The sequence below is a fragment of the Psychrosphaera saromensis genome (assembly GCF_002954545.1).
In the GTDB taxonomy this organism is placed as follows: Bacteria; Pseudomonadota; Gammaproteobacteria; order Enterobacterales; family Alteromonadaceae; genus Psychrosphaera; species Psychrosphaera saromensis.
Window position 1 is genome coordinate 1340804 of sequence record NZ_MSCH01000003.1, and the last position, 25499, is coordinate 1366302.

Annotated in this window: 24 protein-coding genes and 1 pseudogene; 17 read left to right on the forward strand and 8 right to left on the reverse strand. The window is 37.2% G+C overall.

Annotated features, from left to right (window positions below; translation table 11 throughout):
• The first annotated feature begins 1 nt into the window (after window position 1).
• Window positions 2-706: a hypothetical protein gene (locus BTO11_RS06295; RefSeq protein ID WP_105051802.1), complete on the forward strand. Its 705-nt coding sequence runs from the start codon at window positions 2-4 to the stop codon at window positions 704-706.
• Window positions 707-1313: 607 nt separating this feature from the next.
• Here the strand turns inward: BTO11_RS06295 and BTO11_RS06300 are convergent.
• The gene (locus BTO11_RS06300; protein WP_105051803.1) at window positions 1314-1598 is read right to left on the reverse strand and encodes a nucleoside triphosphate pyrophosphohydrolase family protein; all 285 of its coding nucleotides are present in this window, start codon (window positions 1596-1598) and stop codon (window positions 1314-1316) included.
• Window positions 1599-1809: 211 nt separating this feature from the next.
• On the opposite strand from BTO11_RS06300, the gene BTO11_RS06305 reads away from it, so the two are divergent.
• Window positions 1810-2421, forward strand: a complete 612-nt coding sequence (locus BTO11_RS06305; RefSeq protein ID WP_105051804.1) for a 1-acyl-sn-glycerol-3-phosphate acyltransferase — start codon at window positions 1810-1812, stop codon at window positions 2419-2421.
• A gap of 232 nt (window positions 2422-2653) precedes the next feature.
• Here the strand turns inward: BTO11_RS06305 and BTO11_RS06310 are convergent, their stop codons facing one another.
• Window positions 2654-4483 (reverse strand): DUF885 domain-containing protein, encoded by a 1830-nt coding sequence (locus tag BTO11_RS06310; protein WP_105051805.1) that lies wholly within the window; start codon window positions 4481-4483, stop codon window positions 2654-2656.
• A gap of 387 nt (window positions 4484-4870) precedes the next feature.
• Here BTO11_RS06310 and BTO11_RS06315 point away from each other — a divergent pair, with 387 nt between their 5' ends.
• Window positions 4871-5824 carry a PDC sensor domain-containing protein gene (locus BTO11_RS06315; protein ID WP_105051806.1) on the forward strand — a complete coding sequence of 318 codons (954 nt, stop codon included), beginning with the start codon at window positions 4871-4873 and terminating at the stop codon, window positions 5822-5824.
• Window positions 5825-5940: 116 nt separating this feature from the next.
• Here BTO11_RS06315 and BTO11_RS06320 read toward each other — a convergent pair whose 3' ends face one another.
• Complete coding sequence (locus tag BTO11_RS06320; protein WP_105051807.1) at window positions 5941-8073, reverse strand: TonB-dependent siderophore receptor; 2133 nt, start codon at window positions 8071-8073, stop codon at window positions 5941-5943.
• A 228-nt stretch (window positions 8074-8301) separates the two neighbouring features.
• Between BTO11_RS06320 and BTO11_RS06325 the strand changes: the two genes are divergently transcribed.
• Window positions 8302-9489, forward strand: a complete 1188-nt coding sequence (locus tag BTO11_RS06325) for a PepSY-associated TM helix domain-containing protein (protein ID WP_105051808.1) — start codon at window positions 8302-8304, stop codon at window positions 9487-9489.
• Complete coding sequence (locus BTO11_RS06330) at window positions 9489-9959, forward strand: hypothetical protein (protein WP_105051809.1); 471 nt, start codon at window positions 9489-9491, stop codon at window positions 9957-9959. The genes BTO11_RS06325 and BTO11_RS06330 overlap by 1 nt, the downstream gene beginning before the upstream one ends.
• Before the next feature lie 95 nt (window positions 9960-10054).
• Here BTO11_RS06330 and ppc read toward each other — a convergent pair whose 3' ends face one another.
• Window positions 10055-12616, reverse strand: coding sequence for a phosphoenolpyruvate carboxylase (ppc, locus tag BTO11_RS06335; protein WP_105051810.1), 2562 nt, complete (start codon window positions 12614-12616; stop codon window positions 10055-10057).
• Between the two features lie 131 nt (window positions 12617-12747).
• Between ppc and BTO11_RS06340 the strand changes: the two genes are divergently transcribed.
• Window positions 12748-13692, forward strand: a complete 945-nt coding sequence (locus BTO11_RS06340) for a LysR family transcriptional regulator (protein WP_105051811.1) — start codon at window positions 12748-12750, stop codon at window positions 13690-13692.
• Here the strand turns inward: BTO11_RS06340 and BTO11_RS06345 are convergent.
• The 4 genes from BTO11_RS06345 to BTO11_RS06355 form a co-directional block, all read right to left on the reverse strand.
• Complete coding sequence (locus BTO11_RS06345; RefSeq protein WP_105051812.1) at window positions 13689-14462, reverse strand: hypothetical protein; 774 nt, start codon at window positions 14460-14462, stop codon at window positions 13689-13691. The two genes, BTO11_RS06340 and BTO11_RS06345, sit on opposite strands and share 4 nt — an antisense overlap.
• 148 nt (window positions 14463-14610) lie before the next feature.
• Window positions 14611-15144: an MgtC/SapB family protein gene (locus BTO11_RS06350; RefSeq protein ID WP_105051813.1), complete on the reverse strand. Its 534-nt coding sequence runs from the start codon at window positions 15142-15144 to the stop codon at window positions 14611-14613.
• Between the two features lie 285 nt (window positions 15145-15429).
• Entirely contained in the window at window positions 15430-15594 is a 165-nt protein-coding gene (locus BTO11_RS16470) for a PA3496 family putative envelope integrity protein (RefSeq protein WP_181135859.1), read from the reverse strand.
• 23 nt (window positions 15595-15617) lie between these two features.
• Window positions 15618-15959, reverse strand: a complete 342-nt coding sequence (locus BTO11_RS06355; protein ID WP_105051814.1) for a MaoP family protein — start codon at window positions 15957-15959, stop codon at window positions 15618-15620.
• A gap of 120 nt (window positions 15960-16079) precedes the next feature.
• On the opposite strand from BTO11_RS06355, the gene BTO11_RS06360 reads away from it, so the two are divergent.
• The 11 genes and pseudogenes from BTO11_RS06360 (at window position 16080) to BTO11_RS06410 (ending at window position 25392) form a co-directional block, all read left to right on the forward strand.
• The gene (locus BTO11_RS06360; protein ID WP_105051815.1) at window positions 16080-16967 is read left to right on the forward strand and encodes a LysR family transcriptional regulator; all 888 of its coding nucleotides are present in this window, start codon (window positions 16080-16082) and stop codon (window positions 16965-16967) included.
• Between the two features lie 123 nt (window positions 16968-17090).
• Window positions 17091-17363, forward strand: a complete 273-nt coding sequence (locus BTO11_RS06365; RefSeq protein WP_105051816.1) for a hypothetical protein — start codon at window positions 17091-17093, stop codon at window positions 17361-17363.
• A gap of 225 nt (window positions 17364-17588) precedes the next feature.
• Window positions 17589-18191, forward strand: a complete 603-nt coding sequence (locus BTO11_RS06370) for an MlaC/ttg2D family ABC transporter substrate-binding protein (protein WP_105051817.1) — start codon at window positions 17589-17591, stop codon at window positions 18189-18191.
• A gap of 12 nt (window positions 18192-18203) precedes the next feature.
• Window positions 18204-19199, forward strand: a complete 996-nt coding sequence (locus tag BTO11_RS06375) for a mechanosensitive ion channel family protein (protein ID WP_229793340.1) — start codon at window positions 18204-18206, stop codon at window positions 19197-19199.
• 17 nt (window positions 19200-19216) lie between these two features.
• Window positions 19217-20551, forward strand: coding sequence for a magnesium transporter (locus tag BTO11_RS06380; protein WP_105051819.1), 1335 nt, complete (start codon window positions 19217-19219; stop codon window positions 20549-20551).
• Between the two features lie 413 nt (window positions 20552-20964).
• A complete protein-coding gene (locus tag BTO11_RS06385; RefSeq protein ID WP_105051820.1) occupies window positions 20965-21411 on the forward strand; it encodes a hypothetical protein in 447 nt (148 codons plus the stop codon).
• Window positions 21412-21611: 200 nt separating this feature from the next.
• Window positions 21612-21956, forward strand: a pseudogene (locus BTO11_RS06390) (magnesium transporter); the annotation flags it as partial.
• A 147-nt stretch (window positions 21957-22103) separates the two neighbouring features.
• Window positions 22104-23318, forward strand: a complete 1215-nt coding sequence (locus BTO11_RS06395; protein ID WP_105051822.1) for a hypothetical protein — start codon at window positions 22104-22106, stop codon at window positions 23316-23318.
• Between the two features lie 5 nt (window positions 23319-23323).
• Window positions 23324-24343: a substrate-binding periplasmic protein gene (locus BTO11_RS06400; RefSeq protein ID WP_105051823.1), complete on the forward strand. Its 1020-nt coding sequence runs from the start codon at window positions 23324-23326 to the stop codon at window positions 24341-24343.
• A gap of 1 nt (window position 24344) precedes the next feature.
• Window positions 24345-24899 carry a CBU_0592 family membrane protein gene (locus BTO11_RS06405; RefSeq protein ID WP_105051824.1) on the forward strand — a complete coding sequence of 185 codons (555 nt, stop codon included), beginning with the start codon at window positions 24345-24347 and terminating at the stop codon, window positions 24897-24899.
• 127 nt (window positions 24900-25026) lie between these two features.
• A complete protein-coding gene (locus tag BTO11_RS06410) occupies window positions 25027-25392 on the forward strand; it encodes a TfoX/Sxy family protein (protein ID WP_105051825.1) in 366 nt (121 codons plus the stop codon).
• Window positions 25393-25499: the final 107 nt, after the last annotated feature.

Sequence of the window (25499 nt, forward strand, 5' to 3'; positions counted from 1 at the left end):
TATGTATCTCATTAGAGATTGGATTGAAAAAGCGATCACAGCAACGTTAGCTTTGGTGTTTATATATTTGGGATATTTATCTTTCGATTACCCCTTATATTTTGATCGATTGTTTATTCTTGTACTACTCGTGTTAATTGCTACATTCAAAGTAAATAAAAACTTATTCTCCATTGGCCTTATCCTTTTACTGGAAAGGGTGTTAGCTGCTTTATTATTTGAAATCAGTTCGGAAATAATGTCTAAAGTGGCGGTTTATTGTTTAGGTTTATTTTTTATGTATAAGCTTAAATTTGACAAGCAGGTCTTTAGTATTCTGTTACCTATCTGGCTTGGTAGTATATGCGCTGAAATTTATTGGTTTGTAACCAATTATCCCGCTCCAAGGATCCACACATATATTGGGTTGATTTATCTTAATTTAGTTACTCGTTTTTTCTTGATCTTTAGAGGGCATATCTTAAATTCTAAATTAACATTTAGAATCTCAAGTTTACCCTTAGATTGGAATTTATATAGAATCGCTGGTTTTTATAACTTGGTTATCGCGGCTATAATAATTGAATATATTATCAGGCATATGACTTCAGCTAAGCCAATGTTGGTTTATACTAACTACTCAGGTATTACCCAATTAACTACATTGGTTACTTTATATTTAATTCTATCTTACGTTTTGAACTCCAAATTTAGATTAAAAGCTTAAAATTCAATCTATATGTTTTAATCTCATTATATTTCTAGTATGTTATGTGTGAAATTTCACACATAATAATAAGGGTTCACATGAAAAAGATAAAAATAATATTAATATCATCAATACTAGTTTTTAGTCTTGACGTATTAGCTGCAGAAACTGGATCTCAGAAAGAGCCACCTACATTGACAAGTATGTTTTTTAAATTGATAAATACAATACTAGGTGATGAAAAAAAATAATCACTTTTTTATTAATGCAACCCTGGTGGTGTGTAAATATATCCACATCGTCAGTGTTGTGCATTCTTATTAATTACATGCTTTCTAACGTTTGGTTGTTCAAATATACCAAAGCATGGATTATCTTCCAGTGAGGTTGAAGCTAATCAAAATCTGCGTTAGAACAATGTGGTAATGGTAATGTTAAAAAAGTAACTAGCTCAGGCTTCGTTTGTAAAAATAAATCTTAATAACAAGTGTAATTGTGAATGGTTTACTCTTAGGAGTGTGTACTTTCAACTTTAGGAGCCTTGTTATGTAAAGTTCCCCCCGAGTAAATAAGTTATCTGATCTAAAAAATAACACTAAAACGTAATTATTAATGAGGTTATAAGTTACTTAACTCGCCCCCTAGTGCCTCTTTGTTCATTTATTGCCATCTTGGCAAGGATCTCTTTTTCTAGGTCAATACCTTGCCAATGGTCTATGTCTAAAACCCTAAGTACTATATCTGCCAGTTCTTCGCCAAAGGCGTCTGTAGGTGTTTCGTTTCGGCATTCGTTAATTGCTTCACCCACTTCCGATGCAACAAGCGCTAAGGCTTCTAAGGTGGTTTTGTTATGCCATCCCATCTTTTCAACCCATAAGTAATTTTGTTCTGCGATGTCGTTGATTTTCATGTGAGGTTCCAAGGTCGATTGTCGAAATTTCTTATTACACCATACCTATCAGGATAAAATAATCCAACTGCGCTAACCTTAATCTTTACCGATTTGCGTGTTAATACACGCTTTTATCAATGTGTTCATGCATTTAGACTAATTGCCGTTAATTAGGTTTTCATATACTGTAGCGGCATATACGTTACCCAATTTCAAAAAATGAAGCATTATGTCTTTTAAAATAACACCCCATAGAATGGCAGTACCAGAATTACAACCACACCACTCAAGGCTAGGAAACCGATTCACTCGCTGGTTTGGCCGTAGCATGTTGGGTTTATTAGGTTGGAAAATTACCGGTGAATTTCCAGCTGATAAAAAATGCGTTATTTGCATTGCGCCACACACTTCCAATTGGGACTTCTTTATTGGTATGTTCACTTTGTTAGCTCTGGACGTAAAATTGAACTGGGGTGGGAAACATCAAATATTTATTTGGCCGATTAAACCTTTATTACTTGGTTTAGGTGGCATCGCCATTAACAGAAAACAAGCGGGTGGATTTGTAGGTCAAATTGTAAATGAATTTGATAAGTCTGAGTCTATGGTTTTTGCCCTTGCACCAGAAGGCACTCGTAATTATGTACCAAAATGGAAAAATGGATTTTTACGAATTGCTAAAGAGGCGAATGTTTCAGTGTATTTAGTCAGTTGGGACTATGGCAATAAAGAAATGCACTTTGGTCACGGTATTGAAGTGAATGACTTGGATGAGTCTATGGATATTGTTCGTGGCTATTATCAAAAAATAGTGGCTAAACACCCAGCGAAAACTAATTAATAAATACCTACTAATTTAGTCTTTATACATTCAGCTATTACTTAAACTGTAAGCTTTCTAGTTTCGTATTTTTAAGGGCAAACACTGAAACCTTTAAAGCGTAAAATAAAAAGTGGAGTCTAAACTTGTGTGTTTAGACTCCATTTTGTTTTTACTACTTAGCACTGTAGCTACATACATCTACTATATGAAAGTAGTTTAATTTAGAACATAAGCTTATGTTCTAAAAGCTTTATGCTTTAGAAGCAACCCACTCATTTACCAAGTCTTCAAGTGTGCTTAGTGGAACGGCACCGTCTTTAAGTACTACGTCATGGAATTCAGGTAAGCTGAATTTATCACCTAGTTTGGCTTTTGCTGCTTCTCGTAATTGAACAATTTTCAGCATACCAATTTTATACGCAGTTGCTTGTGAAGGCATTACTACGTGACGTTCTACCATTTTAACTGCGTCTGGTTTTGGATTTGGTGTATTGGTAACGTAATAGTCTATACCTTCTTGGCGAGTCCATTTTTTCGCATGAATACCAGTATCAACCACTAAACGACATGCTCTCCATAATTCCATTGATAGGCGACCAAAGTCAGAATATGGGTCTTCATAAAGACCAATTTCTTTAGGGATCATTTCTGAATACAAACCCCAACCTTCAACGTATGCGGTATAACCACCAAACTTACGGAACTTAGGAATACCTTCTAGCTCTTGAGCAATCGCAATCTGCATATGGTGTCCTGGAATACCTTCATGGTAAGCAAGTGCTTCCATTTGGTATGTAGGCATATCGCTCATGCGGTATAAGTTTGCGTAATATGTACCAGGGCGAGAACCGTCTGGTGCAGGCTGTTGATAAAATGCTTTACCAGCTGATTTTTCACGGAAAGATTCAACTGCTTTTACAATTAGGTCTGCTTTAGGTTTTACTATAAATAGCTCGTCTAAACGCGACTTCATGTTTTCAATTAAGGCAACTGCTTCGCTAAGGTAACGTTCTTTACCTTTAGCCGTTTCAGGATAATAAAAGCGTTTGTCAGTTCTCATGAATTGGAAAAATTCTTGTAGGTCACCCTCAAATTTTACTTTTTTCATGATGGTGCGCATTTCGTCATGAATTCTTGCAACTTCACTTAATCCAACGTTATGAATTTCATCCGCTGTCATATTTGTCGTTGTGGTGTTTTTAAGTGCGTTGTTATAAAACGCTTCACCTTCTGGGAATTTCCATGCACCGTCACGATCATCAGCTTTAGCTTCTAACTTTTTTAGTGTCATGACTAAGCTTTCGTAACCCGGTTTAACTGACTTGATTAATGCTTTTTTAGCGTCGGCAAGCAGTTGTGCTTTTATAGATTTATCTATCTCTAATGCAGTTACTTTACGTTTAAAGTCTTCCAATAAAGTACTGTCATCACCATTAGTAAATGGTGCACCATTTAATAGATTTTCGCTGTCAGAGATTACATATGGGTATACAAATTTAGGCGCTAAAATACCTAGCTCAGCACGTTTGTTAAGACCTTTTTCTAATTCAGCTAATAGTGCTTCAACACCATTTAAACGGCTGATGTAAGCAACCGCGTCAGACTCTGAAGAGATTGAATGTTGGTTAATTAATAAAGAAGGCACCATAGAGTGTAAGCCAAACATTTGGTTTACTGGGTAGTTATGGTTACGCCATTTATAATCAGCAATTTCATCTTCTAATTGCTGCTCAAGTAACTTGTAGCTTAATGCCGTTTGTGAATCTAACTTAGCACTGTCTAACGTTTGCAACTTAACAAGGTTTGCTTTGGCAAATTCATGATCTTCTAATCCACGAGCTTCAGATATGTCATCCCATTTTCCGTAATCTTTTTTTATCGCCATATAAGTTTGATAAATAGGAGAGCGCATCACGCCTTCCATAAACATGTCGTCAAACATTTTATTGGCTTTTTCTGATTCAGATTGAACAGTTGCTGACGCACTTTGAGTACCAGTTTTTGTCGTTGCTGTTTCATTACTACAGGCACTTAGCCCTAATGATAACGCGATAGCAAGCGCTGTTATTTTAAGTTTCATATCTGTTCCTTAGTTTATTTATAAGCTTATTGTTGTTTTTATATTTTGAAATTTAATGCTGTTAGCAGCATAACACGCCTTACTATTTTTGTGAGTCCATTAGAGGTCTCTATGAGATGAAATATATAAAAAATAAGGTGAATTAATGTAACGTTTTATGTCTGTTTTTTAGGGACTTGTTTTTAGCTACTAGCTCTAGCTTAAACAACACGTTAGGTGAATTTTGTTAACTCGTCACCTGCATTTAACTTGTTTGTGCGATTGCTTGTGATTACCTAGGTTATAAGTGTATGAATATTCATTATGGGTTATTGCTCAGGAATAGGGCATGTCAATAAAGTAGCCTATTTAACCTGTATTATTAGTTTAGGTATTCGATAAAAATTTATGAATTATATTAGTGTCATTGAAAGGTACCAAGATTATAAAAATCCAATTCATGAGCTCATGGCGTCTATTATGGCTGGCGCATTTGATGAGGCTTTCTTTACTGATGAAGATACTTTAGTCAAGTCGATGAAATGGCTGCGCCGCAATTATCCTTTTGTAGAGTTAATGTTTACCTTGGACAGCAAAGGGGTGCAATTAAGCCCTAATATTTCAACCAAATCATTAAGTGATAAAACTTTCGGTCTTGGAAAAGGTATCGACCGGTCTTATCGTCCGTATTTTATTAAAGCCAATGAAAGTGATGGTATTGGCGTTACTGAGCCTTATTTATCAACATCTAGCCACAACTTGTGTATTTCAGCCGCGCTTAAACACGTAAATAAAGAGGGTGAAGTGGTTGGTATTTTAGTACTGGATATTGATCTATCTCACGCCATAGAGTTTTTAATGGGGGACAATAAACGTAAACGTTTTCAACCATTTTTTATTAGTGTTTATTCTTGCATAGTAGTGGGATTGTTTTTTATTGTCGGTATTTTGTTGTACTCAGCAGGTAACGAAATTGTTGGTTTGTTGCTAGACCCCAGTACGGAAGGACTTCAGTCTAAGCCGTTTGGTATTATTATATTCTTAACTCTGGCGTTGGCGATATTTGACTTAGGTAAAACCACCATGGAAGAAGAAGTCTTAATGCAAAAAGACATCTTTAGACACAGCTCTACGCGCAGAACGATTACTCGCTTTATGGCAACGATTCTAATTGCTATCTCTATAGAAGCGCTGTTGTTAATGTTTAAGTCTGTTTTAGGCTCACCTCAGTATTTGGTGAATGCGGTAGCTATGATGGCGGCATCTGCTGGATTATTAGTGGGGTTAGGAATTTATGTGTATTTAGGAGCAAAAGCGGAAGTGTTGTTAAAGGGAAATATGACAGATAAAGGAAGTGCGTAATAGATATAGGGATTCGGTGTTTTATGTTAAATGAGTACTGTATAGTTTAGTTAAAATAAAAGGCTAAGAATGTAAATTCTTAGCCTTTTTGTTCTAATGTATATTTTTCACATCAATTAAAAGCTATATGTTACACCAACGCTAGCTTCAACAGGTGCACCGTAATATCCTATATTTTTTAAGCTAGTGATGTACTTCTCATCAGTTAAGTTGTTGATATTAGCTTGTACACTTAACGCCTTACTGACATTCCAACGGGCAAACGCGTTTACTAACAAGTATGAATCTTGTTTAACGGTGCCAGCTGCATTTTCAACATCTGATTGCCATTTACCACCAAGACCTAATGATAATTCAGGTAGCTGAGGTAAAGCATAATCGGCTGAAAACTTAACTGTGTTTTCAGGCTCCCATGCACTAGTCTCGTCTCCGTTTTCATCTTTTATATCTAGATAAGTGTAAGCAAAGTTTACATTTAGATTCTCTGCAATGTTTCCAAATACTTCTAATTCAAAACCTTCAGTATCTTGAGTTGTACCTTCATAATATGCAAATCCCGCAGCGTTTGCTCCTGCGTAAACCGCGATATTTTCTTGCTCTGCACTAAATACGGCAAAAGTCGTGAGCAACGCGTCATCAAACCACTGACTTTTAACACCGATTTCAAAGTTTACACCTTTACTTGGGTCTAAAAACTCTCCATCAATATCATACTGATCTAATGGTTGATAAATGTCTGAGTAACTTGCATAGACATTAATGTCGTCGTTAATTGAATAAGTCGCCGCTACATAAGGACTTATTTCACTTTCCTGGTTATTTACAGCAACACCAGAGTTATCACCTTCACGGCTGTAATCAATGGCATTAATACCAGCGATGAAAAATAAGTCATCGGTTACATTTAACTTGGTTGAACCAAATACACGAGTTAACGTGACATCAAGATCAGAATATCTAATTTGGTCTTCCCATTCAGGTTCAGGAAGCGCATCAGAGCTTGTAGAGTATGGAAATGCAGGAGCGTATGCGACAGTCGAACCGTAATAAGAAAAATACGGAGCTGATGCAATAGCCATGTTAGTAAAAGACTCAGCAGTGCTTTTAGAGGTACTTACCCCAAACATTAACTCATGTGTTTTTCCTGCTAAATCGAATCCACCTTTAACGGTTACATCGAATAGGTTAGCATTAAATTCAGAATCATAACGCCCTGGTAAAGCAACCAAACCTAAGTTAGTTGCACTGTCAAAAGCACCAAGAGCATCATAAACATAAAGTAATTTACTTTGGTCGTCTGAATTCTGGTGATTATAAGTTGTCTTAATTTCCCAGTCGTTATCGAAGGAGTAAGAGTATTCCACAAAAATATTGTTATTTGCTGCATCCCACATAGTCCAATCTTGAGTGGGACTTGTACTTACATCAAACTCAGCTTGTGTGCCATCAGCGTAGGCTAAAGATAAGCCACCCCACATAACGCCATCGCTATTGGCATCTTGATATGAAAAGCCTGCAGCTAATGTTGAATTGTCAGTTAATTGCCCATCAACTACAAAAGAAACATAAGCGCGGTCATCTTCTAAAGCATCAAGGTATGAACCTGAATCTTCGACTGCAGCAACAAGGCGTGCAGCCCAACTGCCGCTCTCAGTTAATAACATAGAGTAGTCGGCTTGTAAGCGTTTAGAGTCATAAGAACCAAGTGTTACACCAACTTCACCTTCGTTTTTATTGGTTGGACGTTTACGCACATAGTTTATGGTACCTGAAGAGTTACCTACGCCTGTAAGTTGGCCATTGGCGCCACGGATAACTTCAATTTCTTCGTAACCGTAGCTTTCAACTGCACCAGTAACAAGACCCCAAGAGTTAGGTAAACCTATGCCATCAACTTGAGTATTTTGAATGTCGAAACCACGAGCTGTAAATCTAGTGCGGTTGGTTTCACCTTTTTCTACTGTAATGCCTGTTGCTAGTTGCATTGCATCATTTATGTTATCAATCGAGAAATTTTTGATTTGTTCTGCGTTAATAACGCTAATTGATTGTGGAGTTTCATTAATCTCCATTGTTAAGCCTGTTGCGCCTTTACTATCGCGGTCTGTTCTTGTGCCTACGATAAGTATCTGTTCAACATCTTGCTCTACTTCTGTAGCGTTGTTTTTATTTTCAACGTCTTGCGCATGAGCCTGAAAACCCATTGCTAGAACTAGAGTTGTAAGTGCAAAGTTATGATTGTTTTTCATGTTTACGTTTACCTATATCAAGATCTTTATCTTGAAGTTTTGAGTCATATTTAAAATTTTTCAGGAGTATATTTAAATGTCGCGCGAATGTAAATGAGAATTGTTCTCACTACCGAATGGTATAGTAAATAGGAATGATTTTTATTTAGTTTTGTCTTGATGTGGTTATGTCCGGCAAGATAAGATGCTTTTCTAAGTAGTCTAAAACTCAATTTAATTAGGTAACAAATGGCAAAGGTTAGTAATCGTTTTTTATTTCAACTACACGGTTGGTTCTCATTACCAGTGTGGCTTATATTCTGTATTGTTTGCTTAACAGGAACTATTGCTGTGATAAGTCATGAATTAACTTGGCTTACTAATCCAGCATCACGTGCATTGAATCCAGATGCTCTTCCAGAAAAAACCATGCCTGAACTTATCTCTATTGTAGAAAAAGCTTACCCTACGGCGAAAGTCAGTACTGCGATGAATTTTGAAGACTATTTAGTTAATGCGGTTATTTTTACTGACACCGATAAGCCTGTTGCTGTTGCTTATGTAAACCAGTACACAGGAGAGATACAAGAGATCAACCAAGGCATGACATTTATAAACTTTATGCGCTCCTTACATGCCTGGTTGCTGTTTCCTTGGGAGAGTAATTACAGCATTGGTTATTATCTAGTTAACTTAATGGCGTTTGTCATGTTGGGGGCTTTAATTACAGGCTTATTGGTTTATAAGAAGTTTTGGCGTTCTTTTACCCAGCCTAAGTTAAGGGTCGATCAAGGTAAAAAAACGGTATTAGCCGACTTACACAAGCTAGCAGGTGTTTGGTCTATTTGGTTTTTAATAGTTATGAGCGCCACAGGTTTATGGTATTTAATTCAAGCCGTGTTATGGCATGCTGATTACACCATTGAAGAGCACCCACCTTTAGCTGCAATTTCAGAGCTTCCTGCCAGTTCAAATAAAATGACAACTGAAGTAGCTACCGATTCAATACCGTCAATATCTTCAGCACCTCCAGTGTCGTTAGCAAATGCGTTAGAGATCACCAAACAAAAATTTCCAGACTTTAAAAGCTCTTATATTATGCCGATTGAACATAACCGCGATACATATAAGTTGTATGGTGAAGGTGACTTTATTTTCTATGACAAATACGCTTATGGAGTAACGGTTAATCAATGGACTGGCAAAATTGAAAGTGTGCGTGAACCAGATGAAATGACCACATTACAAACCTTATCGCATATTGCAAATCCACTGCATTACGGAACCATTGGCGGTATTTGGACTAAAATAATCTGGTTTTTGTTTGGCGTCTTACTAACAGGAATGTCTATAACTGGTTTTATGATGTGGGGCGGTAGAACGGTTAGGGCAGCTAGAAATACTGACGTTAAATCAAATGAACAGGAGGTTGTGTAATGTCGCGTTCTAAAAGAAACTTTTTATCCCGCAATAAATACAAACTTAACGGTCTTGTTTTAATTCTGCCTTTTATTTTTCTTTATCAATCGCTAAATCCTGTTTTTCCAAGTGTATGGCAAAAACAAATAATAGGTTCATTTGAAATAGCACCTATGCCGTATAATTTAAAGCAACCGTATTTACATGGTGGGCATTACACCAAAGACTTTTTCTTAATATTTAGCAAAGGTAAAGTTGCTGATATTCGTCAGGCTTATCTTAATATTGGTGAGCAAGCACTGCCATTAGTTGAATTGCAAAAACACGATGAAGGTATTTTACATGGTAGCCAGCACGGACAGGAAGTACACGGAATTGCACCTGAAACCTTAAAGCCAGAGCATAAAGTTTGGCTCACCATTGAGGATTGGCAAGGTGATGTGTGGGTGACTAGTTGGGATTTACCAAAAGAGTTATTGGCCGATTGATTTTACTTGTAGTGGATTACAGAACAAAATAGGAAGAAAAAAGGCTTAGTGTTAACTAAGCCTTTTTGCATTCATTTGGACTGATAAATGAAAATCTAACCTGTATTACGCATGCCCGTCGCTATACCTGTCATGCTAACCATAAGTAACTGCTCACATACAGGATGTTCAGGTTGTTTACGTAAACGTTTTAACGCTTCTATTTGCATTAAATGCAACGGCAATAAATACGGCTTACGTAAGTTAAACGAGGTTAGATTCCACTGGTCCGTTTCCAATGTCTCAGTTTGACCAAGTAACTGTAAAATAAATGCTTTATCTTTAGTTAGTTGCGCACGTAATGCATCGCCCATAGGTTGTAGTTCTGGATCAACTAAGCTTTGATCATATAACTGAGAGATCTCTGTGTCAGATTTTAAATACACCATTTCTGTTAATGAAATACGTGCTCTAAAATAAGCCCAGTTATCTAACATATCTTTAATCACGTCACCTTGAGTTTGATTATACTCAGAGATAGCTTGTCCAGACCCTAACCAACTTGGAACCACTAAGCGATTTTGACTCCATGAGAATATCCACGGGATAGCACGCAGCGATTCAATACCACCGTCAGACTTACGTTTGCTTGGACGCGAACCCAGCGGCAAAGAAGAAAGCTCTTGCTCTGGCGTGGCTTGACGGAAGTACTTAACAAAGTCTTCTTGTTCACAAACATAATCACGATAAACCTCACAACTACGTTCAGACATATCATCCATGATTTTACGCCATGCCGCTTTTGGCGCTGGTTGTGGCTTCACTAAGTTAGCTAAAATTGCACTTGCGTATAAATGTAAGCTACGCACCGCTAGGTTAGGTAAACCAAATTTGAAGCGAATAGTCTCGCCTTGTTCAGTGACTCGTAATCCACCCTCCAGTGTTCCAGGAGGTTGTGATGCTATTGCTGCATGTGCAGGACCGCCGCCTCGACCGATTGTGCCACCACGGCCATGAAACAGTTTCAATGTGATCTTATGACCTTTAGCGACCGCAACTAACGCTTCTTGCGCTTGATATTGCGCCCAAGCCGCAGCTAACACACCTGCGTCTTTTGCTGAGTCGCTGTAACCTATCATTACATGCTGTGCGCCATGAGTACGTTTGGTGTAATCTGAGTCGCCTAACAATAAGTCCATGACTTTAGATGCGTTGTTTAAGTCGTCCAAGGTTTCAAACAGAGGTGCAATTGGCATGTCCCAGCTAAGGTCAGTCGCTTTCATTAATAAATTTACGGTAAGCACATCGCTTTGTTGGCTCGCCATAGAAATAATGTAAATACCTAATACTTCTTTTGGCTGCTCCGCTATGAACTTAAAGGTATCGAGTACCTCTTGAGTTTGAGCGCTCCATTTTGCGTTTGGTAATAATGGTCTTGGATTATTTATTTCTTTTTGCAAAAACTCACAACGTTTAGGTTCATCCCAAGATAAGTAATCACCCAAACCAAGACTTTCAACAATTTCGGCGATGACCTGGTCGTGGAATTCACTATGTTGACGTACATCCAATTTCACTAGTGAAATACCAAAACAATGTACTTTGCGTATAACGTCTAACAGGATTGAATTGGCGGCTTTATGCAGACCAACTTCTAACAAGCTTTCACGACATAAGTTTAATGGCTGTAGCAGCTCTTCTGGGCTGGCAATAACCCCCTGAATTTGATCGTTTTTAAGTAACTCAATGCTGTGTTCAAGTTTACCAATGGTTTGTTTTATTAGATTTCTATATGGCCCAATACTATTAGTATCTGCTGCAATAAGCTCGTCGTTGGCTTTGTGCATAGACAGTTCTAAATATAAGTTTTGGAAATCAATTAAATATAATTCAGCCGCAAGCAGTCGAGCTTTTAAAATGGCTTCTTTACTTAATTCAGCGGTTACAAATGGGTTACCGTCGCGGTCACCGGCCATCCAGCTAGCCATTGTTATCGGCGTAGCATCAACAGGTAATTCTTTGCCTGAAACTTCCTGACATAACTCATCAAGCTCACGAACAAATTTAGGAACGGCAAACCACAAGCTGTCACGAATTGCATTCAAACCCCAGCGTGATTCATCTAACGGAGTAGGGCGTTGAGGGCGTATTTCGTTAGTATTCCAAGCCTGTTCAATTAATTCTTCAATACGGCCGTTTAATTCCGGCCCTGTGACTTCTAACTGCTCGGCAATTTCATGATACTTATGAATAAAAGTACGGCGGTTTACTTCGGTTGGATGGGCCGTTAACACTAATTCAATATGCAGTTTTTTAATGGCGGCGAAAAACTCATCAGGTTTACAGTCGCTTAATTGTTCTTGCAAAGACTCTAACGGATGCGGCAGGTCTAATTCAGCTAAACCTTGCTCGCTGGTGGTGTGTTGCTGCTCTGCAATATTGGCTAAGTTTAAAAATTGACTAAACGCGCGAGCATAAATCAATAAGTCTTGTTCATCACAAGATTGGAATAAGGCTTTTAATTCATCAATGGCATAGGCTTCATGCGCTACGCCATCTTTGGCTAATAGTCGAACACGTTCAATGTTGTCCAACCAACGTTGGTCTTTGTCGTTAGCGATAGTTTTACCTAACACCGAACCGAGCGACCGTATGTTTTGTGAGATTGTTTCTAACATAATATTGCTCTCAAATAGTTATTAATGAATTGTCTAATTCATATACGTAATTGGTATAACTCCATCCTAGAATTAGTTTTGAATAGAGTCTAATATATATAATTAATTATATTCATAGATAAAAATCTATAATGAGCTTGAGTCCCAAAACAAATCGACAACCAACAATTAGACAATTCCAATTGGTACAAGCATTAGCTCGGTATCAGAGTTTGTCTGTGGTTGCCGAAAAATTGCATATATCTCAACCTTCTGTTTCTATTCAGTTAAAAAACTTAAGTGATATTCTCGGTTTACCTGTTTATCAAATGCTAGGACGAAAGCTTGAACTAACGGACGCAGGGCAAGCGGTATTACGTAGTGCCAATCAAATCTTTGAAACCTTAGATAATCTCAGAACAGATATCGACAATTTACAGGGCGTGGTAACGGGGACTTTATCTATTTCTGTGGTGACAACAGCGCAATACTTTTTACCTTTGTTATTGGCGGCATTTGCCAAACATTACCCACAAGTTGAGGTTAAATTAGAAATAGGCAACCGCGATAAAATACACGCTAGGTTGGCGGATAAGCTCGATGATTTTTATTTGTTTGGCCAAATACCAGAAAACGTTGAGGTGATAGAAACCCCATTTCTAGATAATGAATTAGTGGTGGTTGCGCCTGAACGACACGAATTAACTTTAATGCCAAACATCACTTTAGCGCGCTTAAGTCACTATCCCTTCATTTTGCGTGAAGAAGGTTCCGGCACCCGAGAAACAACGGTTCAGTTATTCAAACAGCACGGTTTTGAGTTGCACGAAAAAATGACCATAGCCAGCGGTGAAGCAATAAAACAGTCGGTTGCTGCGGGGTTAGGTTTGTCGGTTTTAAGCAAACACAGTTTAGATTTTGGTATTTTGCCAGGATTGAAAATACTTAAAGTAGAGCATTTTCCTATTAGGAGTAAGTGGCGTTTAGTGCAAAATGCATCGCGTAAACCAACTATTTTGGCTCAGGCTTTTCAGCAATTTATGTTAGAAAATGGTGTGCATATTTTGGCGGCAGCAGTGCAAAACAGTCATGATTAGTTTTGTTTTTTCTTCAAATATTTATCCATGCTTTTTCTATAGGCTTGCCTAAGCGGATCGGTCGATAACGGGCAAGGTGTACCTGACCAGACTGAATCACCAAGCGAGTTTTTCTGAATTACAAAACATGCATCGCCAGATTTTATTAATTGGCTACCATCACCCGTTTTCCCTAAATCTGTCATCCCACTAATATCAGGTGTAAATTTACCATCGTATTTTTTAGCTTTTTCATTTTCTACTTGTTCATTTAACTTTTTTTGTGTTTGTTGAAATTGATGTTCCTGCCAGCTTGTCGGAGGCATACTTTGGTTCTGATTTAAATAATCGCGTGCGTTTGAAATACTAGATGGTTTTTTATTTATGATCATCATCGAACTTGTAGGGGCTGTTGGAGTTGAAGTCGGCTTTTCTACCACTGTTGGCTCCTGTGCTGCTTTCTGCACTGGTTTTTTGACAATTGGAGCTTTAGGTTTAACCGTTTTAGGCTTAATAGCTTCAGGTTTTGCAACCTGCTTTTTTACTATTGTTTTCTTTGCTGGGGGAGGTGTTGGTGCTTTTTGTTTTTTCACTACTGTTTTTTTTATTTTAGGTTTGGCGACAATTAAATAGGATTTTATTGCAGTGTTAGTTTGTGCTTTTTGTTTGGGGGTTGTTGCTGACAATTCTTGTTGCACAAGAATTGTGACAATAATGGCATGAATAAAAATAGAGAATAATACAGGGGCTAACCATTTAGGTGTTTGTATTTTAGCGCTCCACTTTTCCATGTAAAAATTCTACTTAGCTATCTGTGTTAGGTTAAACAATGTATTGGGCAAAAAGTTCCATAGTGGAACTCGTAAAGCATAATATCTGTATAAAAGGTTTTATAAAACAGTAACAAAACTGCAGGCTAACGTCTCATATTAAGAGGCGTTAGTCTTGTTTCTCTTTGGTTTTAGGAGTAAATACTTTTCTTAACCTAAATGGAGTAGGTTGTTGTTTCCAATTGGTATATTTGGTGTGAACGCCTTTTGATAAGGTTTGAAATGTGTTTTCCAATATGTCGACACCAACTAAAATAAACACCACAACTAATGACAAAATAATAGAAGTGGAATAATTGTTACTAGCAATAGAAACACCAATAGCCGCCAGTACCCATATAGTTGCAGCAGAAGTAACACCGACCACAGCGCCATCTTTAGCTAACATAACACCAGCACCTAAAAAGCCAACACCTGTGATCACTTGCCCTATGATCCTGGAAGGATCGACTGCTGCAGAGTCAATCACCACATAATTAGCTGTGGCGACAAATACATAAGTTCCAAGCACAATTAAAGACGATGTTCTTATACCTACAGGTTTGCCTCTGAATTGTCTTTCCAGTCCAATAATAGTGCCACACAATAATGACGTAAAAATGCCCATCCAACTATATGGCGTAATGTTAAATATCAGTTCCATTGTGTCCTTGTGTATTTATTATTGGTTTCTAGTTAGTGCAGGTTAATACGTGACGAGGGAAGTTAGCCAATTGTAATGCCTGTGTAATAATTACAAATATATGCAATATGAAGCAATAAGTTAAGTGATTATTTTTACAGGGAAGATTAAGAGCGCTATTCGTGTGAATATGCGCTCTTTTTATTTAGCATTAAATGTTTACAACTTAGTGTTACTTGAACTTTTTTGGCATTTAGTTTGATAAATGCGCGAGAGTTTACTGCTTAAATTTGTGGGAATACTCCCCTACCATTCATCGTAGTAGTTAACCTCTTTGTTCATACGTCGCATTTCTTTTAAATCTTCAATTCGTCTTTGGGTTTCAAAGCGTCTTCTGCGATCACCTTTGTCTGACTTATCAGACACGTCATCAACTTCATCAATTTCACAGATATCGTCAAAATAATCCATAAAAAAACCTCAATAAATTAATATTAGAGTTCTAGATAATATTCACCAGACTCAAAGTTATTTTGTGGGCGTCCCATCCCATATACATTTTCGTACTTTCTTGGTGCCGCTAACGAAATGTATTTCATCCATGTTTTTTCTACCAATGTCTGCGCGATTTCTCGGCCTGTGCAAACATCAGCGAATCTTACTTCCTCTGTATTCTCTGGCATCAAAGAGCCATTGGATAACAGTTGCAAGGAATAGCCATAATCATTTAACAAATTCGATTCTTGTACCGTAAATTCTCCGCTGCGGCTAAAGCCTCTAGGGAAATTAACATCATCAAAAAACGATTTAGAACCTTTTCTAATTTGTGTGTTCATTTTAATACCCTCAACAATTTTGCTAAAAATAGTCTTAGTTTGAGCATTTGAAAAACAAATTATTTTTGTCGAAGTTAAAAAAAAGTTTGTTAATTAATTTTTTTTATTTATCCTGCCCTTATGGACGTAAAAGTATTCAAAACCTTCCTAGAGGTAGCAAACACTAGGCACTTCGGCAAAGCCGCGGAAACACTCTATATTACTCAAGCTGCGGTTAGCGCCAGAATTAAGCAGCTAGAGGAATTTGTCGATGCTCCGTTATTTGAACGTATTAGAAATAATATTTGTTTAACGCCCGCTGGTGAAAGACTCATCCCTTATGCAACCACTATGGTTAGGGCGATGCAGCAGGTGAAAACCGACATATCTTTGGCCGACTCTCAACTTGTGCAACTATCTATTGGCGCTACGCCCAATGTTTGGGATGCGTATTTTCAAAACTACTTAACGGTAGTGACGAAAGGTTTACCAGAGTTAACGTTTAAAACTGAGATGTTAGGCATCAGGCAGTTACATTCTTCTATATTAGATAACACGTTAAATTTAGCGTTAACCTTTGACCCATTCTTATCAAACGAAGTAATTAGTGAACAAATTGCGAATGTAAATTTGGTGATGGTAACCACCAAAGGCAACATTAAAGCAGACGAAGCGATGGCTGAACATTACGTTTATGTTGATTGGGGTACCCAGTTTGCGTCTGAACATGATGCCAAATACGGTAAAAGTTACGTGCCTAAGCTAATTACCTCTACAGGCCGCATCGCGTTGGACTTCATTTTGTCTGAGGGCGGAACGGCATATTTACCAACTGCACTGGCCGAACCCTTTATTGAAAGTGGCGAATTGTTTAAGGTCAAAGGTAAACATTCGTTAACTCGTTCCATCTATGCTGTGTATCAAAAACACAATAGATTGGTCGACACAATAGAGAATGTGGTCACGGTTATTGATCAATCTTCACCAGAACGTTCAGCGGTTATTGAAATGGCTTCTAACAACGACTAAAAAATATTGTTAATTCGATAAAAAATATTAGTTTTCCAAATAGCAAAAACAACACTAATTTAGCGCAACTTCTTTTAGTGAATAAAATGTTTTTAAGAACAAACTTTTTTGGAGAATTAAATAATGAAAAAAATAATTGGCTTAGTGTTGTTAGTTAGTAACTTAGTTTTTAGTAATCTAGCTGTTGCTAACGATGAAGTTGAAAGTCCGGATCCAGAGTTCGTTAGAGACACTTATGAATATTGTCTAAACGTTCAAGATCCTGAAACAATAGATAAAAAAGCATTGTTAGCTTGTGTAAACAGTGAAATGGATTATTACGAATACGCTAAATTTACCAGTGTAGAGAAAATAATTGAGTACATTGCATCGGTAGTTGATGAAGAAGAAATGTAATCAAGCTTATTAAAACCTAAGGTAAAACACCATTAGGTTTGCTACAAAAAAACCAATAACATTTGTTATTGGTTTTTTATTTTGAGAAAAAATAATAGGTTAACGACATACATTAGCTACTAATGCTAAGTTAACAAACGCAGACATGAAGTTTGTACTTAGGCAAAAGTGATAAATATTTATCATCGGCCAACCAAATAAGAAAAATCACAGGCATTATTAACAATGAAATTTATTAAATCAGTTATTTGTTTTATCTCTTTAACCGCGTTATTAACCGGAACTGCTATGGCAGAAACCGTTGATAAAGTAGCGGGTCAATTGTTTAAAAAAGTTGAGATTGAACTCACTAGTTTAAAACAACAAAACAATTTAACGGTTCAAACTGCACAGCTACTTGTTGAAAAAGAGTTGTTGGTCAATATTGACGAAAAGTTTTTTGCTTACAAAGTGTTAGGTAAGCATTTGGTTAAGTTGACGCCAGAGCAAAAAGCCGAATTTGTTACTGTATTAAAAGATACTTTGGTGGCTAATTACGCCAGCAGTTTAGTAAATTATAATAATGAAAAAATTGTTTTAGCGTCATCGATAATGACCAACTCGAATAAAGGTGCCAGCATTACCATGAAGTTGGTAGGCGAGAATAAAACAACTCAGTTGACGACCAAATGGCGCTTTTCTGATGTTGAAGATAAATGGTTAATGTACGATTTTGTTATTGAAGGCATTAGTTTGTTGCAATCAAAACAAAAAGAACTTGCTAAGGTATTAGCTACATCTGGTCCCGAAGCCACGCTTGAATTACTTAAAAGTAAAATTAAAAAATAATAAGGCAGTCACTTGATTACATTTATGCAAAGCCATTTAGCTATCACCATAATGTTGATCCTAACGTCGTGGTTTTTAAAGTACTTTATTTTTCAATTAATCAAAAAAAGAGCCATAGAAAAAGGCGACGATAAACGTTATTTGATCAATCACTTAAAAAACTTAATTAACGTTTTGGTGGTTATCTTATTGTTTGCTATTTGGCATGAAGAAATTCAAGGCTTTGCATTTTCCATTGCTGCTTTTGTGGTGGCAATTATTTTAGTAACTCGTGAAATAATTCAGTGTTTCATTGGCTTTGTTTATATCTCTAGTTCTAGACCATTTAGGATTGGTGATTGGATTCAAGTTGGACACCATGCCGGTGAAGTTACTGCGACAGACATGGCAAAAACCACTTTATTGGAAGTTGATTTAGTTACTTATTCTTATACTGGTAAAAGTGTTTTTATTCCCAATTTACAGTTGATTAATTTACCAATAACTAACTTAAATTATATGAAACGTTATGTGAATCACTCGTTCTTTTATATAAGAGAAAGTTTGACCATTAATCCGTACGCGCTAAAAAATGCTTTGATGAAGCAAGCCCAAAAGTATTGCGCTGAATTTAAAGACGTTGCTGAACGTTATAATTCTATGATTGAAAATAGACTCGACATAAAAATTACCGGACCTGAGCCAACCGTCTCTTTTGAGTCTACCGAGCTAGGTAAAACTAAGGTGGTATTTAGTATTTTTTGTCCAACAGAGCAAGCAACCTTAATTGAGCAGCAAATGTTGGAAGAGTGCATAAGACTCTTTTTACTTGAAGAAAAGAAACAATTAGATAAAAAACAGTTAGCTAGTACGAGTTCAGAAAGTAAATCATTAGAAAATAAGACAGCAGCCAGTACTGCAACTGCTAAACCAAGAGCGAAACCAAGCGCTAAGCCAAATACGAAAGCAAAAACTAAAGCCGTTGTAAAAACAAAGGCAGCAGTTAAAAGTGAGCAAAACAAAACTTAACTTTTTAAGGTAGTCACATGGAACATCAAACAATACCATCACTAGACTTTGTCAGTATCTTAGCTGACGATTTGGTTGTGCTACCGGCTGAAACTGAAAGTTACACACCTAATAAATGGGCATTGATCTTAGAAGGGTTAACCAATGCCCAGCGTTTAAAATTGTGGCCGTTAATCGATCAGTCGCTAGAAGGCGCTATTTTATATGAAATGCGTGACGACGCTCGTCAGCAGCTACTTTCAGTATTAACCTCAGAAGAGTTAGAAGACGCCGTTAAGTCCAGCTCTGACAATGAAGTAGTAGAAATTCTAACTGCGTTACCGCAAAAGTTGGTTGCCAAGTTAATCAACAAGCTATCGCCTCAGTCACAATCAAACGTTGAATCTTCATTAAGTTATGATGAAGAGCAAGTTGGACGTTACGCAAATTCAGATGTTTATACCGTTAAGCACAATACTTCAATTGAAGATGCATTAGACGAAATACGCCAAAGCGATTTAACGGATTATTCTGGTAATTACATAGTGTTAGATGATGAATCTCATTACGTAGGTGAAGTCTCAATAAACGATTTGTTAAACGCTGAAGGCGTAACGTTAGTCCAAGCGATTGCAGAAAAAAGCGATGACAATATCTTAGATACACTTTCATTAATGGAAGCGTCAAATCTGATTAAAAACAGCAATCGCCCAACCTTACCGATATTAACGGACGCGGGTAAGTTTGTTGGTGAGTTTTCTATGGGTGACGCCTTATCTATCTTCCAACATCATTACGAAGCCCAGGTTGCTCACATGGGTCAGGTAAGTGATGAAGATTTATTTGCACCAATATTTACCAGTGCCAGACGCCGAGCGTTATGGTTGGGGATTAATTTAATTACTGCTTTTTTAGCGTCAGCAGTTATTGGTATTTTCGACAAGGTCTTAATTGAAGTGGTGGCTTTAGCGGTATTAATGCCAATTGTCGCAAGCATGGGTGGGATAACAGGTAGTCAAACCTTAACGTTAACCATCCGTGGACTTGCCACTGGACAATTAAATACAGCCAACTACAGAGCGTTGCGTGATAAAGAACTAAGTGTTGCTGCGGTAAACGCGGTTGTTTGGGCTGTTATTGTTGCAGCCATGACTATATTTTGGTTCGACAACTATTTATTATCGGTGATTTTAAGCGTGGCCATGGTGGTGAATATGTTAGTGGCTGCTTTGTCTGGCATTATCATTCCAATGGTGCTTGATAAAAATGGCATAGACCCAGCACTAGCAGGCTCAGTTATTCTAACTACAGTGACAGACGTGGTCGGCTTCTTTGTATTCTTAGGCAGCGCCACTATTATTTTTATGAGTTAAAACCGTTAACAACTTTACCCGAACAATTAAATCAAGTTGGTTAAGTTACCCAACTATTAATGAGTTGTTAATTAACCGAGGGGAAAAGCTCGTTCTTTAGGTAGTACTGAATTAGCCCGTATTGCTGCAGCATCCAATGGCTTATTGATGGCACTACCATACAGGTCACTATGGGAGTGCCAGCGTCAGTGGAATCTATTGAAGCCTTTTTAAGGGCGTTGAGTTTATTATCAAAAAAAGTGAGTCAATAACGTCATTTATTACTGATTAATTTAAAAAGTAAAAACAGCCCAGCTCTGGTTCTATATTTAATAGGGAATGATTTTATTGGTTGATTTTTGTTCAAAAAAGTATTAATACTGAAGTGGTAAAAACTCTAGCATCACATCAATTTTCAAAAAAAAGGAACAGTTATGAAATACTTAGTAATGCTTTCTATTTTAGTTTTGTCAGCTTGCAGTTTAACCACAGAGATTACAAAGGTTGAAGAAGAGGCAAAACCAACAGATTTAAATCAACTTGTTGAAAAAGCGATCATTCGATATCCAGCAAGTGTAAATGGCACCTTTCAATTTCCAATACAAACAGCCGAGAGTAAAGATGGCGTTGTTTACTTGTACACACACTCCAACGAAAAAGACCCTAAAAATATAACGGTTATACTTGCTCAATCAAGTATTGATGCTTTTGTTGATATTTATGGTTCATCACTTGAGTCATATTTCAAAGGAAAAACTATTGAAGTCGATGGTCATGTTAAGCTTAATAAAGTAATCCCTCTTAAAGGTGGTAAACATTATTACAAAACTGAAATAAAAGTGAGATCTACTGACAATTTAAAAGTACTGAACCAAGTTTAATTTTTTAGTCTTCTCTACACAGATTTAAATCTAGTTAATATTTAGGCCTTTTCAACGGTGCTAAATACGGTTGAAAATTCTGCCACTGCTCAGTGGCAAATTTATAAATAGGCTGTTGTACTTGTTCAGAACTTGGTGTTTTGATGTTTCTTTTGGTTTTATGAAAATCAATACAAGGCTGTTCAAACTCCAAACCACAAAAATCTGCCTTATCTATTTTCCAACATCATTACGAAGCTCAGGTTGCTCACATGGGTCAGGTAAGTGATGAAGATTTATTTGCACCAATATTTACCAGTGCCAGACGCCGAGCGTTATGGTTGGGGATTAATTTAATTACTGCTTTTTTAGCGTCAGCAGTTATTGGTATTTTCGACAAGGTATTAATTGAAGTGGCTGCTTTGTCTGGCATTATCATTCCAATGGTGCTTGATAAAAATGGCATAGACCCAGCATTAGCAGGCTCTGTAATTTTAACTACAGTGACAGACGTGGTCGGCTTCTTTGTATTCTTAGGCAGCGCCACTATTATTTTTATGAGTTAAATTTGCCCCGTATCTAGTTTACGGGGTCACACCATACTCATTACGAAATTAGTACCATAACAATAGTTAATTAAATCAAGTGTTTTCATTCTCGACTTTTTGCTACAGTGCATGTATTCACAGTCGTACCACTTGAGTTTTATTTGTATGGAAACGAAACAAGTCACCGTTGTTACTATTTCTCCTATTTATGCACCGTTAGAATTAAAGACGGGCATCAATCGTTTATCAGAACAGTACATTGCGTTCAAAAAACAACTTAAAAGCCCTAACATATTATTTTTAAACGACAGTGTTCAAAAAGAATACGAGTTTATTAATCATGACAGTTGGGATCATCGCCTATTTATATGGTGTGATGAGGCGTTAGACCCAACGCTGTCAATTCATGTATTCCCCAATAATATTGCAATAGCTGTGGTTACACACACTCTTGATTATAACGATGACACTGAAGCCTTAGAAAGCGCGGCTCAAACCAGTGCTAATTTTCAAATCAAACAAGCTTATCCTGGCTTTGTAAATGCGATTAATAATTTAAAAACGGAATCAACACAGACGTTTTTTGAATTTGATAACACTGCGTCATTAACGCCAGATATCTTTTGGGTTTCAAGAACCTTAGTGGTAAATAGTGATGAGGTCTCATCGGATGTTAACCAACCGTTATTAACTAAATGGTTACGACATACTTACAATCCGGATGATGCTCAAAACATTATTGATGGCACTTTAGATTGCTCATTAACCTGGCTTAACTATGTGATTGTTGATTTAGCCTCTTTAAGCGACGAAAGATTAGAAAGTATGATTTTGGCGCAATATTATTACTCTGCGCAAGAACGCTGCAATCGCTTATTAAAATCAGCGATTGATAGCGCGTATAATGACTCAAATGATAAACAAGCCAACAAACAGTTAATTAGCAGTCGTGTTATTACTCGTTTGCATCAGGTGGATTACCATGAGCATTTGAAGTACTTAACGCAAACAAAACGTAAACGTGTGCAAGACATTCTAAAGTGTTGGGACTTTGAACAGCTGACTGAAAATGGTCAAAGAATGATTGAGATATGTTCAAGTAAAATTGAAGACACTGAAAATAAAAAACGTGAAAAAAGCTCCCTGATGACAGACTTACTGCTTGTCGCCTTGAGCTTTTTTACTGTGTTTGAGCTTTCGTTATATTTGACTGAATTAAGCCGCGAAATGATGTCTCGTCCAGCGCTTGATTTTAATGACGATAGTCGCTCGTTCATGCTGCAGTTTATTGCAGGAATAGATACAGATGTCATGTTTGGTTCGGGCTTTGTTCTTACCTTATTGCTGTTCTTCGCTTATAAAATTATAAAATCTAGGTAGTTATCATGTTTCATATTAGCTCACGCTTAATCCGCGTTATTGCATCGTCATTACTTATATTATTTGCCAGCTTGTCATACGCCGAGCCGACAGAAACTATTTTAACTGAAACTTGGCCGCCTTATATTTTGTCGCAAGATGAACCTAAAGGGAGCGCCGCAAAGTGGTTGGATTTACTTTTTGAACATCAAAAAACAACACCTAATTGGCAATACATGCCTTATGACGTTTCTTTTTATTATGTGAGTAAAGGGCAACGAAATTTAGGCTTTCCATTTTTTAAAACGTCCGAAAGGGCATCTCAAGTATTGTTTTCCGATCCTGTTTTTTATGTCACCAGTAAAATGTATTACAACCGCCAATACTTGAATGCGGACTCAGCTAAAATCGCCTTTGAGCAAAAACAAAAAATGGGCAAAGTAGCCGGCTACAGTTATGGCGCAACCTTAGATAAATTGCTTGAAAATGCGATTGAGTTTGGTACTGAAAAGCAGGCGTTAACGGCTTTGTTTAATCATGAGATATACATATTGCCAATGACGGAAGGCGTGATGAATTACCATTTAACCAACGACTTCCCGCTTAGAAAAGAGCTTGTTAAATCGTTAAAAGGCATTGAAGACACGTCTAGCTTGCATGTTATTGCAGCCAACAATAGCGCGGGTAAAAAACTAGTTAATGACATTAACCAAACGATTAAAATATTGGCCGACGCTGGCATTAATGACTTACAAACTAATAAAACCAATATACCTGTTGCTATCGACGTTGCTCAACTGATCACATCGGAAGGTTATCCGTTAATCACCGGGCAAACTGAAAAGCAGGGTGAGAATATTGATTATTACGCGCTACCAAGAGGCAGTAAAGTTATTGTTATCCAGTGGAGTGATAAAATGACTCAGGCTTCAAAGAGCGATAGGATTTATAAAAACATGATGGATTTAAGTAAAGTGGTTGTATTAAATGGGCCTCATGTAGGCAAAGAATTATTTGTGCGTAATATGCATATTGAGCTGCTGTAAGATGATTTTAATAATTGGTTGGTTTGGGACATTTCTTTATTTAATTGGTCATGCTTATATTTCGCTTAAGCAACATTGGCATAAAAATACCTATTACACCTTTAACTTGGTTGCGGCGATAAGCTTAATCATTAGTTCGGTGTATAACGCTTCATGGCAAGCGGTTGTGGTGAATTCATTCTGGGTCATTATCAGTGTTTTACTGCTTCTGAATGTTAACTTAACCTCAACTAAGTTTACAGTGCGTCAGTATTACTGGATATTCTTTGCGCTGGTTGCAAACTTTGTTATTCAATCTCTGTTAAAAAATCAGCTGGATTTAGCCTCTTTAGGTTGGATTGCTGCTTATGTTTTCTCTGCAGTTTACTTGTTGTTTAGTGCCGAAAAAATGCTGCCTAGATATTATTTACTGTGGAATATTTTTGCTGCGTTAGCGCTATTACCACAATTGTGGGTTGATCAAAATTGGCCTGTTTTTGGTTTGGAAGTTAGCTGGGCAATAATTTCAGCATACGGCGCAATACGGAAGTTTGAGCAAGCGCATTTAATAAATTAGAGTGGTCGCTATTTTCAGTTAGAGCCAGCCTGAAAGTGAAGGTATGCATATCATAAAATAGCCACTTTTTAAAAGCAGTGCTCAGTTAAGTTACTACTTATAGAGCGATTTTGATGAGGAATAAATCATGGCGTTTGACAGAGGATTAGAAGAGCGCTTGTACGATCATTTCCAAGGGCGACATGATTTAACCACCAAGAAGATGTTTGGTGGTTTGTGCTTTTTACTGTCAGAGCATATGTGCTGTGTCATCATAGGTGATAAATTGATGGCTCGTGTTGGCCCTGACAATTACCTCGACTGTTTAGCCAAACCTCAGGTTACAGAAATGGATTTTACCGGCAAACCCGTCAAGGGGTTAGTTTATATCCTACCAGATGGGTTTGAGTCAGACTCTGACTTAGCTTATTGGCTAAATACCAGCATTAGCTTTGTTGATTCTTTACCGCCTAAGCAACCCAAGCTTGCTAAAAAAAAACCTTCAAAAAAATAAGAAACTAAAAAACAAAACCACTTAAAAGTTAAAACTAATAAACCTCTAGGTGCGATCTAGATGTTATGTCCAGAGGTTATGCCCAGATGTTAGGTATAGCCTTACAT